Origin of the sequence: Mesorhizobium sp. M0001 (assembly GCF_040324255.1) — a bacterium.
Classification (GTDB): Bacteria; Pseudomonadota; Alphaproteobacteria; order Rhizobiales; family Rhizobiaceae; genus Mesorhizobium.
In genome coordinates, this window is record NZ_JAMYVS010000007.1 from 194437 (window position 1) to 209256 (window position 14820).

Consider the following 14820-nt stretch of genomic DNA (forward strand, 5'->3'; position numbering starts at 1 on the left):
GATCAGGAGACGAAAATGTTCGAACTGACCGGCCGCAAGGCGCTCGTCACCGGCGCATCGGGCGGCATTGGCGAGGCGATTGCCCGGGTGCTGCATGCGCAAGGCGCCATTGTCGGCCTGCACGGCACCCGCATCGAGAAACTGGAGACCCTGGCCGGCGAACTCGGCGACCGGGTAAAGCTGTTCCCGGCCAATCTTGCCGACCGTGACGAGGTCAAGGCGCTTGGCCAGAAGGCCGAAGCCGAACTCGAAGGCGTCGACATACTGGTCAACAATGCCGGCATCACCAAGGACGGCCTGTTCGTGCGCATGGCGGACGCGGATTGGGACAGCGTGCTGGAGGTGAACCTCACCGCCGTGTTCCGGCTGACCCGCGAGCTGACCCATCCGATGATGCGCCGCCGCCATGGCCGCATCATCAACATCACCTCGGTGGTCGGCGTCACCGGCAATCCTGGCCAGACCAATTATTGCGCCTCCAAGGCCGGCATGATCGGCTTTTCCAAGTCGCTGGCGCAGGAGATCGCCACCCGCAACATCACCGTCAACTGCGTCGCCCCGGGCTTTATCGAATCGGCCATGACCGACAAGCTCAACGACAAGCAGAAAGACGCGATAATGGCCGCGATCCCGACGCGCCGCATGGGCACGAGTGTTGAAGTGGCGTCGGCCGTCGCCTATCTCGCCTCCAACGAGGCAGCCTACGTCACCGGCCAGACCATCCATGTCAACGGTGGCATGGCCATGATCTGACAGGATATTGCCGGGTGATAAGAAGACATGGCCGGCTTGTGAAAAGAGACCATTTCGCCTTGGACCTCAGCCATTTTTCGTGTAATGCGGCCCGCAACCCGGCGGTTCGGGCAAAAACCGGTCCGGCATCGTTGCGTTTCCGGCAGGACCATCTTTCAGCTTGATTAGCGGCATTCTGCCCGCTAACGAAGACAGACAAACAAAAGACGAGGATGCCCCAAATGAGTGACACCGCAGAGCGCGTCAAGAAGATCGTCATCGAACATCTTGGCGTCGATGCCGACAAGGTGACGGAGCAGGCGAGCTTCATCGATGATCTGGGCGCGGACAGCCTCGACACGGTCGAACTCGTCATGGCCTTCGAAGAAGAGTTCGGCGTCGAGATTCCGGACGATGCGGCCGAGACCATCCTGACCGTCGGCGATGCCGTGAAGTACATCGACAAGGCTTCAGCCTGACACTATCCGCAGTCATCACCGGGGAGGACCTGCGATGAGGCGTGTCGTCGTCACGGGCCTTGGCCTGGTTTCGCCGTTCGGCATGGGCTTCGAGCACAGCTGGAAGGAACTTCTGACCGGCCGCAGCGCCGCCAAGCGCGTCACCGAGTTCGAAGTGGAAGATCTTGCCTGCAAGATAGCCCACGTCATTCCGCGCGGTGACGGCACCAACGGCACGCTCAATCCCGAAGCCGTGCTCGAGCCCAAGGAACTGCGCAAGATCGGCGACTTCATCCTTTACGGGATTGCGGCCGCCGACGAAGCGCTGAAGGATTCCGGCTGGGAGCCCAGCACCGAAGCCGAGCGCTGCGCCACCGGCGTCATGATCGGCTCCGGCATTGGCGGCCTCGAGGGCATCGCCGAGAACGCTATCATCCTGAAAGAGCGCGGACCGCGCCGTATCAGTCCATTCTTCATTCCCGGCAACATTATCAACCTGGTATCTGGCCAGGTATCGATCCGGCATGGGCTGAAAGGCCCCAACCACGCCGTCGTCACCGCCTGCTCGACCGGCGCGCACGCCATTGGCGATGCCGCCCGGCTGATCATCTTCGGCGATGCCGACGTGATGCTGGCCGGCGGCGCGGAATCGCCGGTGACCAGACTATCGCTTGCCGGCTTCGCTGCTTGCCGGGCACTGTCCACCGACCGCAACGACACGCCTGAGAAGGCCTCGCGTCCCTATGACCGCGACCGTGACGGCTTCGTCATGGGCGAGGGCGCCGGGGTCGTCGTGCTGGAAGAACTCGAACACGCCAAGGCGCGCGGCGCCAAGATCTATGCCGAGGTCACCGGCTACGGCCTGACCGGCGATGCCTATCACATCACTGCACCGGCCGAAGACGGCGACGGCGCCTTCCGCTGCATGACGGCGGCGCTGAACCGGGCCAAGCTGACGCCCGCCGACGTCGACTACATCAACGCGCACGGCACCTCGACCATGGCCGACACGATCGAACTCGGCGCCGTCGAGCGGCTGGTCGGCAACGCCGCCTCGAAAATCTCGATGTCGTCGACCAAGTCGTCGATCGGCCATCTCCTGGGTGCCGCGGGCGCCGCCGAGGCGATCTTTTCGATCCTCGCTATCAGAGACAACATCGCGCCAGCCACCATCAATCTTGACAACCCGGAACGCGAAACCGCGATCGATCTTGTTCCGAACACGCCACGGCATCGCCAGGTCGACGTGGCGCTGTCCAACTCCTTCGGCTTCGGCGGCACCAACGCTTCGCTGGTATTCCAGCGTTATACAGGCTGATTGCGGTATCGACCGGCGCGCCAGCGGTCTGTCGTCAATTTTGCCATATTCAAGCCTACTCTGCCGCTGGGGATTCGTCGCATCGGCCTGAAACCGAAGGCGCTTTTTTTAAAAGCACGATGCGTAGGCTTGAAATGTTAGGGCACGCTGTGCGTCCAATCGGGCGCATGGTCGCTCTAAGAGATCAGATGGTAGGGCGCTAATGAACACCAATCCGGGCGGCAGCGGACAATTCGGACAAAACCAGCAGACCGGCCCGATCGTGCCGAAGACCGCGGCCGAAGCTTTGCGCCCGGAAGCCGGCACACCACCACCAAAGCGCTCGCGCGCCTCGCGCAGCCAAGTCGTCGTGTTCATGAACTTCGTCATCTCCGCGGTGATGTTGATGATCCTCGCCGCCGGCGTTTCGCTCTATTTCGGCAAGCAGGCATTCAACGAACCGGGCCCGTCGGTGGCCGGCGACACCTTCCTGGTCAAGCCGAACACCGGCGTCCAGGATATTGCCGACCAGCTCGAACGGCGTGGGCTGATCAGCGATGCCCGCATCTTCCGCATCGCCGTGCGGGTCTATGGCAATGATTCAGCGCTGAAGGCAGGCGAATACGAGATAAAGCCGCGCGCCTCCATGCGCGACATCATGGAGCTTCTGAAGAGCGGCAAGTCGGTGATGTACTCGCTGACCATTCCCGAGGGCCTGACGGTCGAGCAGGCGCTGCAGCGCATCGCCGAGCAGGATGCGCTGACCGGCGACATGCCGGCCGCCAAGCCGGCTGAGGGCAGCCTCGCCACCGACACGCTGCGCTTTACCCGCGGCGCCACGCGCCAACAGATGGTCGACAAGCTGCTCGCCGACCAGAAGAAGCTGGTCGACGAGGTCTGGCAGCGGCGCGCGCCCGACCTGCCTCTGGCCAATGTCGACGACTTCGTCACCTTGGCCTCGATCGTCGAAAAGGAAACCGGCCGGGGCGACGAGCGCTCGCGCGTTGCCGCCGTCTTCCTCAACCGTCTGGCCAAGGGCATGCGGCTGCAATCCGATCCGACCATCATTTACGGCCTGTTCGGCGGCAAGGGCAAACCCGCCGACCGGCCGATTTATCAATCTGACATCCAGAAACAGACGCCTTACAACACCTATCTGATCAACGGCCTGCCGCCGACGCCGATCGCCAATCCCGGCCGCGCCGCGCTCGAAGCCGTCGCCAACCCGTCGAAGACCGATGATCTCTATTTCGTCGCCGACGGCACCGGCGGCCACGTCTTTGCCACCACGCTTGCCGAGCACAATGAGAACGTTGCCCGCTACCGGGCACTGCAGAAGAAGCAGGCTGAAGACGCCGCCAAGGGCGCCAAGACTCCGGGCCAGACCGATGCGCCGGCGGATGGCGACGACAACGGTGACGCAAGTGGCGATGCCGCCGGTGACAGCGGTGATGCCGGCGATACGGGTGCCGCCCAGTAGCAGGCCGGCGCTTTCAGACGGATCGACCTTAAGCGATGCGGACAGAGGCGGACGCGCTGCTGCTTTGAACGAGTAGCGCCGTTCGAAGCGTCTTCGGTCTTGCTCGGGTGCCTCTGCTTCGCTCGATTTCAGCCCCGCGAGATCGAAACGACACCAGAAATCAAGATCTTGCCGGTATTGCGATTCTGACATTCGCGCTGCCCGTGATATCGAACGCATGCGCAATTATTAGAATCGGACCATCAGGGAGACACGAGCCGCATCATGAATTTGCAGAGCATGACCGGATTTGCACGCACTGTTGCCGAACATGACGGCGCCTCGATCGCCTGGGAGGTCAAGTCGGTCAACGGCAAGAGCGTCGAGGTCAGGTTGCGGCTGCCGCAAGGTTTCGAGCGGCTCGAACCGACTGTGCGGCAGACGCTGCAGAAGCGCTTTTCGCGTGGCAATTTCCAGGCGACGCTGACCGTCGGCCGCGCCGCCGGCCAGCAGGCGCAGCCAGTGGTCAACGAAGCCTTCCTCAGGGATCTGGCGGGCTTGGCCAAGCGGCTGCAGGACCAGTTCGGTGTTGGTCCGGCAACTGCCGACGGTCTGCTTTCCCTGCGCGGCGTGCTCGATATCCCTGAAACCAGCGAAACCGAGGAGGTGCGGGCAGCACTCGACGCGTCAATCCTGTCCGCGCTGGAAACGGCGCTTACAGGCCTCGAGCAGGCACGCCAGAGCGAGGGCGAAGCGCTGCGTTCGCTGCTTTCCGGCCATATCGACGCCATCGAGGCGTTGACGCTTCAAGCCGAGGCCGACCCGTCGCGCGAACCGGCGGCGATCCGCGAGCGAATCGCCGAACAGGTGCGGCTGCTGATGGATGCGTCGGCCAACCTCGATGCCGGCCGGCTGCACATGGAAGCGGCGTTCCTGGCCACCAAGGCCGATATCCGTGAAGAGATCGACCGGCTGAAGACGCATGTGACGTCGGGCAGAGCGCTGCTGGCAAATGGCGGCGCCATCGGCCGCAAGCTCGATTTTCTGGCGCAGGAATTCAACCGCGAATCGAATACGCTGTGTTCCAAGTCGAACGCCGCCACTGTCACCGCCATCGGGCTGGAACTGAAGGCGGTGGTCGACCAGTTTCGCGAACAGGTCCAGAATCTGGAGTAAACCCGAATGGGTGGCAAGGAGCCGATGGTTGCCAGGGATCTCGGATCCCGCATTCGCCGCCGCGGGCTGATGCTGGTTCTGTCGTCGCCGTCGGGCGCCGGCAAGTCGACGATCGCGCGCAACCTGCTGGAAAGCGACGGCAGCCTGGAATTATCGGTCTCGGTCACCACCAGGCCACGCCGCGGCTCGGAGATCGAGGGCGTCCACTATCACTTCCGCACCACGCGCGAGTTCGAGCGGCTGCGCGATTCCGACGCGTTGCTCGAATGGGCCGAGGTCCACGGCAATTGCTACGCGACGCCGCGCGAGCCGGCCGAACTGGCGCTCGCGCAGGGCCGTGACATGCTCTTCGACATCGACTGGCAAGGCGCCCAGCAGCTCAAGGAGAAGATGCGCGCCGACATCGTCTCGATCTTCATCCTGCCGCCGTCGATGAAGGAATTGAAGTCGCGCCTCAAGCGCCGCGCCGAGGACCAGGAGCACGTGATCGAGACCAGGCTGAAGAACGCCCGCAACGAGATCGAGCACTGGAAGGAATATGACTTTGTCATCGTCAACGACGATCTCGACCGCGCCTTCGCCGAAGTGCGTGGAATCGTGACGGCGGAAAGGCTGCGGCGCGACCGCCGGCCCGGGCTGTTCGATTTCGTCTCGGGGTTGCTGGACGAGAAGACGGAATAGGCAGCTGTCGTTCCCCGATGGCCGGCTGTCCCCATGAAGGCGTCTTTGGCAAACGATCTGGCAATATGACGCTGTGGGCATCTGTTACTGGCTGGCGATATCTTTTATGAGTTCTGCCAATGGGGTTTCCTCGCCGGCAAAGCTCTCAATCATCGCATTCAGGACGTTTTCGCGACCGAGCATATCGGCATTGAATGGGAATCCCGCATTCTCCATCAGCATTGCCAGAAAGGTAAGCTGCGTGCGGCCGTTGCCTTCGCGAAACGGGTGGACGGCATTGATTTCGGCCAAAACATGCGCGGCCCGAACGGCGAAGGCGTCGAGGTCGAGTTCGCAGAGATAATCACCGTCGGCGAGTTCGCCGAAAATTCTATGCATTTCCTGGTTAATATACTCAGGATAGCAGAACCAGTTGCCCCCCCCTTGCCGATGCGGATGGCGCGAACCTCTCCCGCCCATTCATAAACGTCCTGGAACAGGTGATGATGGACAGCCTTGTAGTGCTCGAAATCCAGACGGCCTGCGGGGATATGTTCGTCGGCCCTGGTCAGGAAAAGTGCCAACTCGAATTCATCGAGTTGGGCCTGGTCTTTGATATTCAGCCTGTTGCGGAGAACGGTCGTGCCTGGCTAGCACAGCGGATCATGTTCAGCGGCATAGACCACCTGCCGATCCTACTTCTTGCGGGTTACTTGGTCCTTGATAAGCGCCCTGCGCTCATCCCCGCTCAGGCCGCGCTCACGGCTTTCCTTCAGAATGAAGCCCATACGTTGCGATAGCTTCAAGCCTTCAACCGCGCTGATTTTTTCGCCCCTGCCGCTGGTCAGGACAAACTGGCTTTGGGTCGGCCGGAGGCTTGAGGTACTCTTTTTCATATGACGACAATATCACGCTCGGCGACTCACCGGCAACTGCATGCCGCTATTAGCTGCTTGTCGTCGCTGTCACACAGGATGCGATTTGGGTCCACGGCCGACCAGCGCCGCCGGTCAAACCGCGTTTGTCAGCCGCACGAATTCCTCGACGCTGAGCGTCTCGGCACGCCGGGTCGGATCGATGCCGGCGCGCGTCAGCAGTGCCTCGCCACCCAGGCTCTTCACGCTCTGCCGCAGCATTTTCCGGCGCTGGCCGAAAGCGGCTTCGGTGACGCGGCCGAGTTTTTTCACGTCGGTTGACAAAGGGCTGGCGCGCGGCACCAGATGCACCACCGACGACGTTACCTTGGGTGGCGGCGTGAACGCTTGCGGCGGCACGTCGAAGGCGATCCTCGCCTCGGTCCGCCAGCCCGCCAGCACGCCGAGCCGGCCATAAGCATCGCTGCCGGCACCGGCGACAATGCGCTCGGCCACCTCGCGCTGGAACATCAGCGTCATCGATTGATAGAAGGGTGGCCAGTCCGCCACGGTCAGCCAACGGATCAACAGCTCGGTGCCGATATTGTAGGGCAGGTTGGCGGCAATCCTCACCGGGCCGACTTGTGACGCGGTCTTGGCAAGAGCGGCAAAATCCGTCTTCAGCGCATCGCCGCTGATCACCTCGAGCCGGCCCGGATAGTGGTTGGAGACCTCGGCCAAGGCCGCAAGGCAGCGTTCGTCGCGCTCGATGGCGACGACGCGGCCGGCACCGGCAGCGAGCAGCGCCCTGGTCAGCCCGCCGGGGCCGGGGCCGACCTCGATCACCGTGCTGTCGCTGAGGTCGCCGGCGACCCGCGCGATCTTGCCGGTCAAATTGAGGTCGAGCAGGAAATTCTGGCCAAGCGCCTTCTTTGCCTGCAGTCCATGGCGCTCGATCACCTCTCGCAGCGGCGGCAGCCCGTCAATGCTCATGAATTTGGCTCATGATTTTGGGCTCATGATTTTGGGCTCATGCAGCTGCGGGCTTTGCGCCGGTATCGGCCAGCCGGCGGGCCAGCTTCAGCGCCGCGATCAGGCTGTCGGGACGTGCGATGCCCTTGCCGGCGATGTCGAAGGCTGTGCCGTGATCGGGCGAGGTGCGGATGAACGGCAGGCCAAGCGTGACGTTGACGGCCTCGTCGAAGGCCAGCGCCTTGGCCGGGATCAACGCCTGGTCATGATACATGCAGACCGCCACGTCGTAGCCGGCGCGGGCGCGCGCATGAAACATCGTATCGGCCGGCAGCGGCCCGAAGGCATCGATGCCTTGCGCCCGCAACATGTCGACCGCAGGACGAATGATGCGCTCGTCCTCTGTCCCCATGGCGCCGCTTTCGCCGGCATGCGGATTGAGGCCGGCAAGCGCGAGCCTCGGCCTGGCGATGCCGAAACGGCGTGCAAGATCGCCGGCGGTGATGCGCGCGATGGCAACGATCAGCTCCGTCGTCAGCGTCTTCGGCACCTCGGCCAGCGCGATGTGGATGGTGACCGGAACGGTGCGCAATTCGGGGCCGACGAGCAGCATCACCGGCATCACCGCGCCGCCTATATGGAGCGAGGCCAGATGCGCCAGATATTCGGTATGGCCGGGAAAGCCGAACCCGGCATCGTAAAGCGGCTTCTTCGCGATCGGACAGGTGACGACCGCGGCCGCATGACCGGCAAGGCAGTCGGCGACGGCGCGATCGATGGCCTCGATGATGCCGGCGGCATTGGCCGGGTCGGGCCGGCCGGGATCATCGGTGAAGTGGGCCGCCAGCGGCACCACGGGCAAGGCGTGTTGAAAGACACCAGCTGCTTGGGCCGGCACCGTCTCGGCGATTGCCACCGCCGCGCCGAGCCGGCGCGCCCGCGCGGCAATCAGCGCCGGATCGGCGAGAAGATAGAAGGGCGCGGCACCGGAACCGCGGGCGCTCTGCCACGCGGCAATGGCGATTTCCGGACCGACGCCGGATGGATCGCCGACGCTCAGCGCCAGCGGAAGCTCTGTCTCATGCACGGCTGGGCCGGTTCAGCGCGTAACGATCTTGGCTTTCGCCTTCAGCTCTTCGACATACTTGGCCGAGAGCTCGTCGGCGTTCTTGTCGCCGCTGCCTTCGCTCTGGAACACCATCTGGGCCGCCTTGTCGTCGGAAACCTCGCGCGATGAGCAGATGCCGATGAATTCGATGCCGCGATCGGTCTCGCGCACGGCCGTGGCGCCGCCCAGCTTGGTGGCCTTGATCTGCTCGGCCCAGTCCGGCGGCAGTTGCGGCGCCAGCAATCGGGGGAGGTCGCGAACGGTGACGTCGATCAGGCCCTTGGCGAATTCACGCGTGGTGTTGCAGCCATTGAAGCGGGCGCGCATGGCTTCGGCCTCGCGCTTGCGTTTGGCGAGTGTGGCACTGCGCTCGGCCTTCGGCACCACGAAGATCACCTGCTGCAGCATGTACTCGGTGGCGCTTGGCTTGGCGCCGCCTTTTTCGAGCATGCGCTTGACCAGATCCTGTTCGCTCACCTGCCCGCCGCCGCCGCTGTAGCGTGCGCTCAGCGCCTGGTTCCACGCCATCTGGGAGCGGATGAATTCCTTGAAATGCTCCTTGGTCACGCCGGACTGCGCCATGACACCGTCGAGCTGCTTGAGCTGCATCTTGTTGCTCGAGGCAAAGCGCTGATAGGCAGCCTCTACCTGGGCGTCGGAGATGCGGATGCCGAGACGCCTGGCCTCCGCCATACGCAGCGTCTGGTCGATCATTTCCTGACCCGCGTCACCCTTCTTGCGCTGCAGTTTCAGGAAGGCAGCCCGGTGCGCGATGTCGCCGGTGGTGATCGGCATGTTGTTGACGACATACTTGATTTCACTGGCGAAGGCCGGCGGTACCATCGTGGTGACAGAGACCGAGGTCGCCGCGAACAGGAGCGCGAATCCTGCCGAAAACAGGTATTTCCTCATCGAAAGCATCCCAATTCTAGCCCGGTTTTGGCCGATTCCAGCCCGATATTGGCGAAATCCGTGCCCGCTTTATGCGGCAAAACGATGTCGTCAGCCGGCTCTACTGGATGGAGTCGATCGAGCTTTGGGACGAGCCGAAATCGCCGAGCGTGCGGAACGACAGGTTGAAGCCGACATTCTGCGACACTTCCTTGGTTTTGATGTCGCGTGATTCCGAGTACGTCATCAGGTAGGTGAAGCAGGAATCATTGTAGGCAAAGCCGACGCCGTCCTTGACCAGCACGCTTTGTTGCAGGTCGTAGGTGCCGGTGCCGAAGACGCGCCAGTTTTCGGCCAGGTGTGTCGAGGCGCCGAGCGTGACTTCGTGGCGGTCGGTGGTGAAACCATAGAGCGGCTGCGCCTGGATGAAGGCGTATTTGGCGCTCAGCGAAACCGGCAGCCCGGAATAGGCGGCCTTCACCTCGGCACGGCGAACTTCGAAGGTCTGCTCGTCGAAGCGGCCGCTGAGCGAACCGGAGAAGCCGCTCGGGCTGCTGAAGCCGACAAGGCCGACATAGTCGGAGGTCGAAGTCTCCAGGCCCGAATTGGCGGCGCCATCGACATTGGCGCCGACATTGACCAGATCCGGCGAATTGAAGGAGTTGCGGCCGCCCAGCTGGTAGGATTGGCCGAAGATGGCATTGGTGCCCCAGCCATTGTCATAGGCGCCGGAATAGCGGAAGCCGACATTGGCGCGGCTGCCGCCTTCGACGCGGTCGTAGCCGGAGAACTTGTCGCGCTCGAACAGCGTCGTGGCATCGAAGACGAAGCTCTGTGCGTCCTCGTTGGGAACGGCGAGCCCGCCGACATACTGCTCGTTCGGGCGCATGAAGACCTGCGCCATCGGCTCGACGATATGGCTGGAGCGGGCCATCGAAAACAGCACCGGCCAGCGCATCTCAAGGCCGGCGGTCGCCATGTAACGGGCGAAGGAAGACCGCATGTCGTCGGCGGCACCGACATTCGTTGCCATCTGGTTTACCGCAGTCAGCGAAGCCGAAGAAGCGTTGAGATAGTCGACGTCGCCCTGCAGAGCCAGAAGGGGCGTCAACTGCAATCCGCCGTCCGTGGTGAAGGTACGCTTCCATTCGGCTTCGGCGGTGAGGCGACCGGATTCGCCCTCGATGCCGCGCACGCGCTGGACGCCTGAGCCCGGCACATAGGGGGTAAAATAGGCCTGATCGAGATCGTCGCGGCGAATGACTCGTGCATTGACGTTGAACGACAGCTGGCCGCCGGCCACCGACATGTCGGGGATGTAGGCATAGTCGAGCGACGGCAACACCCAGGGCTGCTTGTCGCTGCGCGATGCGACGTTGCCGTCCGGTGTGTTTTCCTGAACCTGGAAGCGCATGGCGCGCACATCGAAATAATTGCGGTCGTTTAGGCCGGTCAGGTAGACGGACGATTGATGCACGGCGTCGTTGTAGCCTTCGATCGTGTAGGTACGCGAAAAATTCTTGTCGGTCTGAAGCAGGATATCCCAGCCGAAGTCCCAGCGCGGATTGATGGCGAACTGGCCTTTGGTGCCCATCATCCCGCGGAATTTGTTCGGATCGCCTGCTGGCCCCGAATTGACATTGTAGCCGCCGGGGAAAGCCGCGAAATCACGGAAAGCGCCAGGGTCCTGCTGGTTGATTCCGGCAAGCTTCAGCGTGTATTGGCCATTGTTGAAGCGCTGGCGCCACTCGGCCTCGCCGAGGAAACCCTGCTTGGTGTAGCCGCTGCCGGTAACGGTGAGGTCGTAGGTCGGCGACAAAGCGAAGTAGTAGGGGATTTTGACGCCGACGCCGAGACGATTGTTGTAGCCGATGCTGGGGATCAGGAAGCCGCTTTTGCGCTTGACCGTCGGGTCGGCGATCTCGAACGCCGGCAGATAAGCCAGCGGGAAACCGAAGAATTCGAAATTCGCGTTCTCGAAGCGAACCGTTTTCTTTTCGCCGTTCCAGATGATCTTCCTGGCTTTGATCCGCCAGGTCGGCGCCTTGTCCGGCTTGTCTTCGCAAGGCTCGCAGGCCGTATAGACGCCGTTGTGGAACGTTGTCAGCACGCCGCCCATGCGCTCGGCGCTTTCGGCGGCGAAATAGGCTTTTTCGGGCGTTTCGACGCGCAGCGCATTGACGAAACCGTCAGCGAAATCGTCGGTAATATCGATATGCTGCGAGTTGATCTTGGTGCCGTCGCTGTTGACGATCTCGACATTGCCGCTGGCAACCAGCCGCTTGGTGTTTCGATCATAGACGACGCGCTGGGCGACGAGCTTGTTGCCGCCATAGTCGATCTGGACGCCGCCGATGGCGGTGACCGTCTGGTTGTCGTTGTTATAGACGAGCGTGTCGGCCGCCAGCAGCATCTGGGAGCCGGAGGGAACCTTCGTTGCCACGTCGGTGACGTCCTGCGCCAGCGCAGGGGCCGTCAGCACGCCACAGGCGAGCAGGCATGCCAAGGCGCTCGCCGAATAGAGGCGCGCCAAACCGGCCTGCCTATGGCTGCGCAAAGCCGCCTCCCTCACTAGCCGTCTTCCTTGTATAGCAGGAATGTCACCCCAAAGAACATAGCCACGACAACCGGAACCCATGCAGCCACGGCTGTGGGCACGAATCCCGCCACGCCGAATGCCTTGACCAATACCGAAACGACATAAAGCAGAAAGCCGGCGAGGACGCCACCCAGAATCATCGTTGCCGACTGCCCCATCCTCGCAAATCGCATTGAAACTGTTGCCGCAATCAGCGTCATGGCCACAAGCAGGAACGGTAACGCCACCAGCGAATCGAACTGCATGGCGAAGGCATTTGCCTTGAGGCCGAAGGAGCGGGCAACCTCAATCTTGCCGGGAAGGTCGTAAAACGGGATGGTTTCGGGGCGCGCCAGCCGTTCCTGCACGAATTCCGGCTTGAGGTTGGTCGGCAACTGGTCGGTCGTTTCGGAACGGATGTTGCCGTCCTTGAACACCTTGACGTCCTGCAATTCCCAGTAGCCGTCGCGCAGAAAGGCCCGCGCGGCGTCCTTGCGCTCGACGATGTTGCCCTGCGGATCGAGGACGAAGAACACGGTGTCGGCCATTTCCAGGCCCTGGTTCAGGATGGCGCGGGCGCCGATGATGGTGTCGCCCGAGTTGGTTTTCTGGCGGATCCACGGCGTGGCATCGGCCGCCACCACGTTCGAATTGCCGGATCGCAGCTGGTTTTCCATCTGCTCCGACCATGAGAAGCCATGCGCGGCGATCGGATTGAGCACGCCGACCGATAGTATGCCGAATAACAGCGCACCTATGCAGCAGGGCAACAGAAACTGCCAGGCCGACACTCCGGCCGATCGCGCAATCACCAGCTCGTATTTGCGGTTGAGCGACACCAGCGTCGCCATCGCCGAGAACAGACCGACGAACGGCACCGTCTGCAGCATGATCATTGGCATCCTCAGCGCCGAGATCGCGACCGCCGTGCCGTAGGTGAAGCCCGGCAGGCCGGTGATGCGGCCGGACAGCTCGGTGAAGTCGATCAGGAACACCAGCGCCAGAAGGCCGATGAAGAACCAGATCGTGATCGACACGTAGCGAAAGAAGAAGTAGCGGCCCAGGGTCCAGCCCATCGTCAGGCTCCCTGGCCGGATGTGTAGCGCCGATTGAGGCGCAGCTTGAGCGCCGTCCAGCCATCGCTGACGCGGCCGGCGAAATTCGTCATCCAGTCGGCCCAGCTGCCGGGCAGTTCCATGCTTCGCGAGGTGACGATGAACCAGATGGCGACCGCCGAGGCGATGACCGGCACGCCATAGACCATATAGGCGTATTGCGGGATCTTGTCGGCCTTGCCGGCGGCAAAGAAGCCCAGCCAGCGCACGAACAGCGCAATGGCGATGGCTGTGATCAGCGGGTGGATGCGCGCCTCGCGGTGTGAGCGCGCATCGCCTGCCACGGCCAGCGCGATCAGCGCGAACACCAGCGAATAGGACCATTCGGAAAAGCGCTGGTCGAGCTCGGCCTTGTAGGCGCCGGGCCTGCGCTGGAAGATCTTGTCGTTCGGATCCGGGTTGAGCAGGTATTGCGTCGTTCGGTCCTTGGGCAGGAGCATGATATCGTTCGCCGCCGACATGAAGGCGGAAAGGTCGAAGGCGTAGGACGTGAAGCGGATGACCGACAGGTCGCCGGTCAGCGTCTTGCGATGAATGACGCCGTCATTCATCATCAGCACCTTCTCGTCACCCTTTTCGACGACGCTGCCGCTCTTGGCATAATAGATCAGATTGGCGCCTTCCTCGCGCGAATCGGCCACGAAGATGCCGCCGAGCCGGTTGTCCGGAAGCCGCTCGCCTATCTGCAGGAACAGCCCGTCGTCGATCTTGCGGAACGTGCCTTCCTGGATGATCAGCGACAAGAGATCGGCGCGCGAGGACGCGATCAGCTGGCGGTTCTTCTGCCTGGCATAGGGTTCGACGCCATTGTCGACCGCGAAGGAAAAGACGCTGGCCGCCAGCGCGATCAGCAGGACCGGCCGCACAATCGTCCAGCGCGAGGCGCCGGCGGCGTTGATGACGGCCAATTCCGAATCGGAGTTCATGACGCTGAGCGTCTGGGCCACCGCCACCACCAGGGCGAATGGCACCACGATCGGGATGATGGTGGGGATGATGAGGCCCGCGACCTCGAAAAAAGTCAGCGCCGATTGGCCACTGTCGGTGACCAGGTCGATGCGGGCAAGCACCTGCGTCGTCCAGACAATGGCCAGCGTCCAGATCAGCGCAGCGAGAAACACCGCCAACGCGCGACGCATGATGTAGCGTTCAACGACCTTCATGTAAGGCTTTTCTCGATTTGCCGAACGGCATCATGCCCGCGGACAAGGTAGTCGTCCGGCTGCGGCTGTACAACTGGGTGCGTTTGGCCATTTCTTTCAGGCAGTTCGATCCGATTCTCCGTCCCACATCGCCCGTCCCGCAGGCCGGAGTGTCGGCGGCAATGGATAAGAAAGGGAGAACATCGATGGTTAACAACAGGTTGCGGCAGGAAAGCGGGGCCGTGCCGCGACGAATCGTTATCGATTCCGCTGCGCATATGAGCCCTGATTCCGGCAAAGTCTTGCCAAATCAAGGAAAACGACCAAATGTCGCGCATCTTCCCTGAGAATGCATTTTTCCTGAAAATCTGAGCCGTT

Annotated in this window: 15 protein-coding genes; 8 read left to right on the forward strand and 7 right to left on the reverse strand. The window is 62.5% G+C overall.

Annotation, left to right across the window (positions count from 1 at the left end; genetic code table 11):
• The first annotated feature begins 15 nt into the window (after window positions 1-15).
• From fabG to gmk, 6 genes are all read left to right on the forward strand, one after another.
• Window positions 16-753: a 3-oxoacyl-[acyl-carrier-protein] reductase gene (gene fabG / locus NKK50_RS20775; protein WP_023685686.1), complete on the forward strand. Its 738-nt coding sequence runs from the start codon at window positions 16-18 to the stop codon at window positions 751-753.
• A 221-nt stretch (window positions 754-974) separates the two neighbouring features.
• Window positions 975-1211 carry an acyl carrier protein gene (locus NKK50_RS20780; protein WP_006203723.1) on the forward strand — a complete coding sequence of 79 codons (237 nt, stop codon included), beginning with the start codon at window positions 975-977 and terminating at the stop codon, window positions 1209-1211.
• Window positions 1212-1245: 34 nt separating this feature from the next.
• Complete coding sequence (fabF, locus tag NKK50_RS20785) at window positions 1246-2508, forward strand: beta-ketoacyl-ACP synthase II (RefSeq protein ID WP_023685687.1); 1263 nt, start codon at window positions 1246-1248, stop codon at window positions 2506-2508.
• A gap of 202 nt (window positions 2509-2710) precedes the next feature.
• Window positions 2711-3967, forward strand: coding sequence for an endolytic transglycosylase MltG (mltG, locus tag NKK50_RS20790; protein ID WP_023695598.1), 1257 nt, complete (start codon window positions 2711-2713; stop codon window positions 3965-3967).
• Window positions 3968-4231: 264 nt separating this feature from the next.
• Window positions 4232-5122 carry a YicC/YloC family endoribonuclease gene (locus NKK50_RS20795; protein WP_023743798.1) on the forward strand — a complete coding sequence of 297 codons (891 nt, stop codon included), beginning with the start codon at window positions 4232-4234 and terminating at the stop codon, window positions 5120-5122.
• Window positions 5123-5128: 6 nt separating this feature from the next.
• Window positions 5129-5803, forward strand: coding sequence for a guanylate kinase (gene gmk / locus NKK50_RS20800; protein ID WP_023672729.1), 675 nt, complete (start codon window positions 5129-5131; stop codon window positions 5801-5803).
• Window positions 5804-5887: 84 nt separating this feature from the next.
• On the opposite strand, the gene NKK50_RS20805 is transcribed toward gmk, so the two are convergent.
• On the reverse strand, window positions 5888-6262 hold the full coding sequence (locus NKK50_RS20805; RefSeq protein ID WP_348524570.1) for a Fic/DOC family protein: 375 nt from the start codon (window positions 6260-6262) through the stop codon (window positions 5888-5890).
• Between the two features lie 23 nt (window positions 6263-6285).
• Between NKK50_RS20805 and NKK50_RS20810 the strand changes: the two genes are divergently transcribed.
• Window positions 6286-6582 carry a hypothetical protein gene (locus NKK50_RS20810; protein WP_198022429.1) on the forward strand — a complete coding sequence of 99 codons (297 nt, stop codon included), beginning with the start codon at window positions 6286-6288 and terminating at the stop codon, window positions 6580-6582.
• 210 nt (window positions 6583-6792) lie between these two features.
• Here the strand turns inward: NKK50_RS20810 and rsmA are convergent, their stop codons facing one another.
• From rsmA to lptF, 6 genes are all read right to left on the reverse strand, one after another.
• On the reverse strand, window positions 6793-7629 hold the full coding sequence (gene rsmA, locus NKK50_RS20815; protein WP_023743800.1) for a 16S rRNA (adenine(1518)-N(6)/adenine(1519)-N(6))-dimethyltransferase RsmA: 837 nt from the start codon (window positions 7627-7629) through the stop codon (window positions 6793-6795).
• A gap of 37 nt (window positions 7630-7666) precedes the next feature.
• Window positions 7667-8695, reverse strand: a complete 1029-nt coding sequence (pdxA, locus tag NKK50_RS20820) for a 4-hydroxythreonine-4-phosphate dehydrogenase PdxA (RefSeq protein WP_031246866.1) — start codon at window positions 8693-8695, stop codon at window positions 7667-7669.
• Window positions 8696-8707: 12 nt separating this feature from the next.
• Window positions 8708-9637, reverse strand: coding sequence for a peptidylprolyl isomerase (locus tag NKK50_RS20825; RefSeq protein WP_023731133.1), 930 nt, complete (start codon window positions 9635-9637; stop codon window positions 8708-8710).
• A gap of 91 nt (window positions 9638-9728) precedes the next feature.
• Entirely contained in the window at window positions 9729-12179 is a 2451-nt protein-coding gene (locus NKK50_RS20830) for an LPS-assembly protein LptD (protein WP_023743802.1), read from the reverse strand.
• On the reverse strand, window positions 12179-13261 hold the full coding sequence (lptG, locus tag NKK50_RS20835; RefSeq protein ID WP_023702945.1) for an LPS export ABC transporter permease LptG: 1083 nt from the start codon (window positions 13259-13261) through the stop codon (window positions 12179-12181). The genes NKK50_RS20830 and lptG overlap by 1 nt, the downstream gene beginning before the upstream one ends.
• Before the next feature lie 2 nt (window positions 13262-13263).
• Entirely contained in the window at window positions 13264-14463 is a 1200-nt protein-coding gene (gene lptF / locus NKK50_RS20840) for an LPS export ABC transporter permease LptF (protein ID WP_023672737.1), read from the reverse strand.
• A gap of 17 nt (window positions 14464-14480) precedes the next feature.
• Between lptF and NKK50_RS20845 the strand changes: the two genes are divergently transcribed.
• Window positions 14481-14789 (forward strand): hypothetical protein, encoded by a 309-nt coding sequence (locus NKK50_RS20845; RefSeq protein WP_352499544.1) that lies wholly within the window; start codon window positions 14481-14483, stop codon window positions 14787-14789.
• Window positions 14790-14820: the final 31 nt, after the last annotated feature.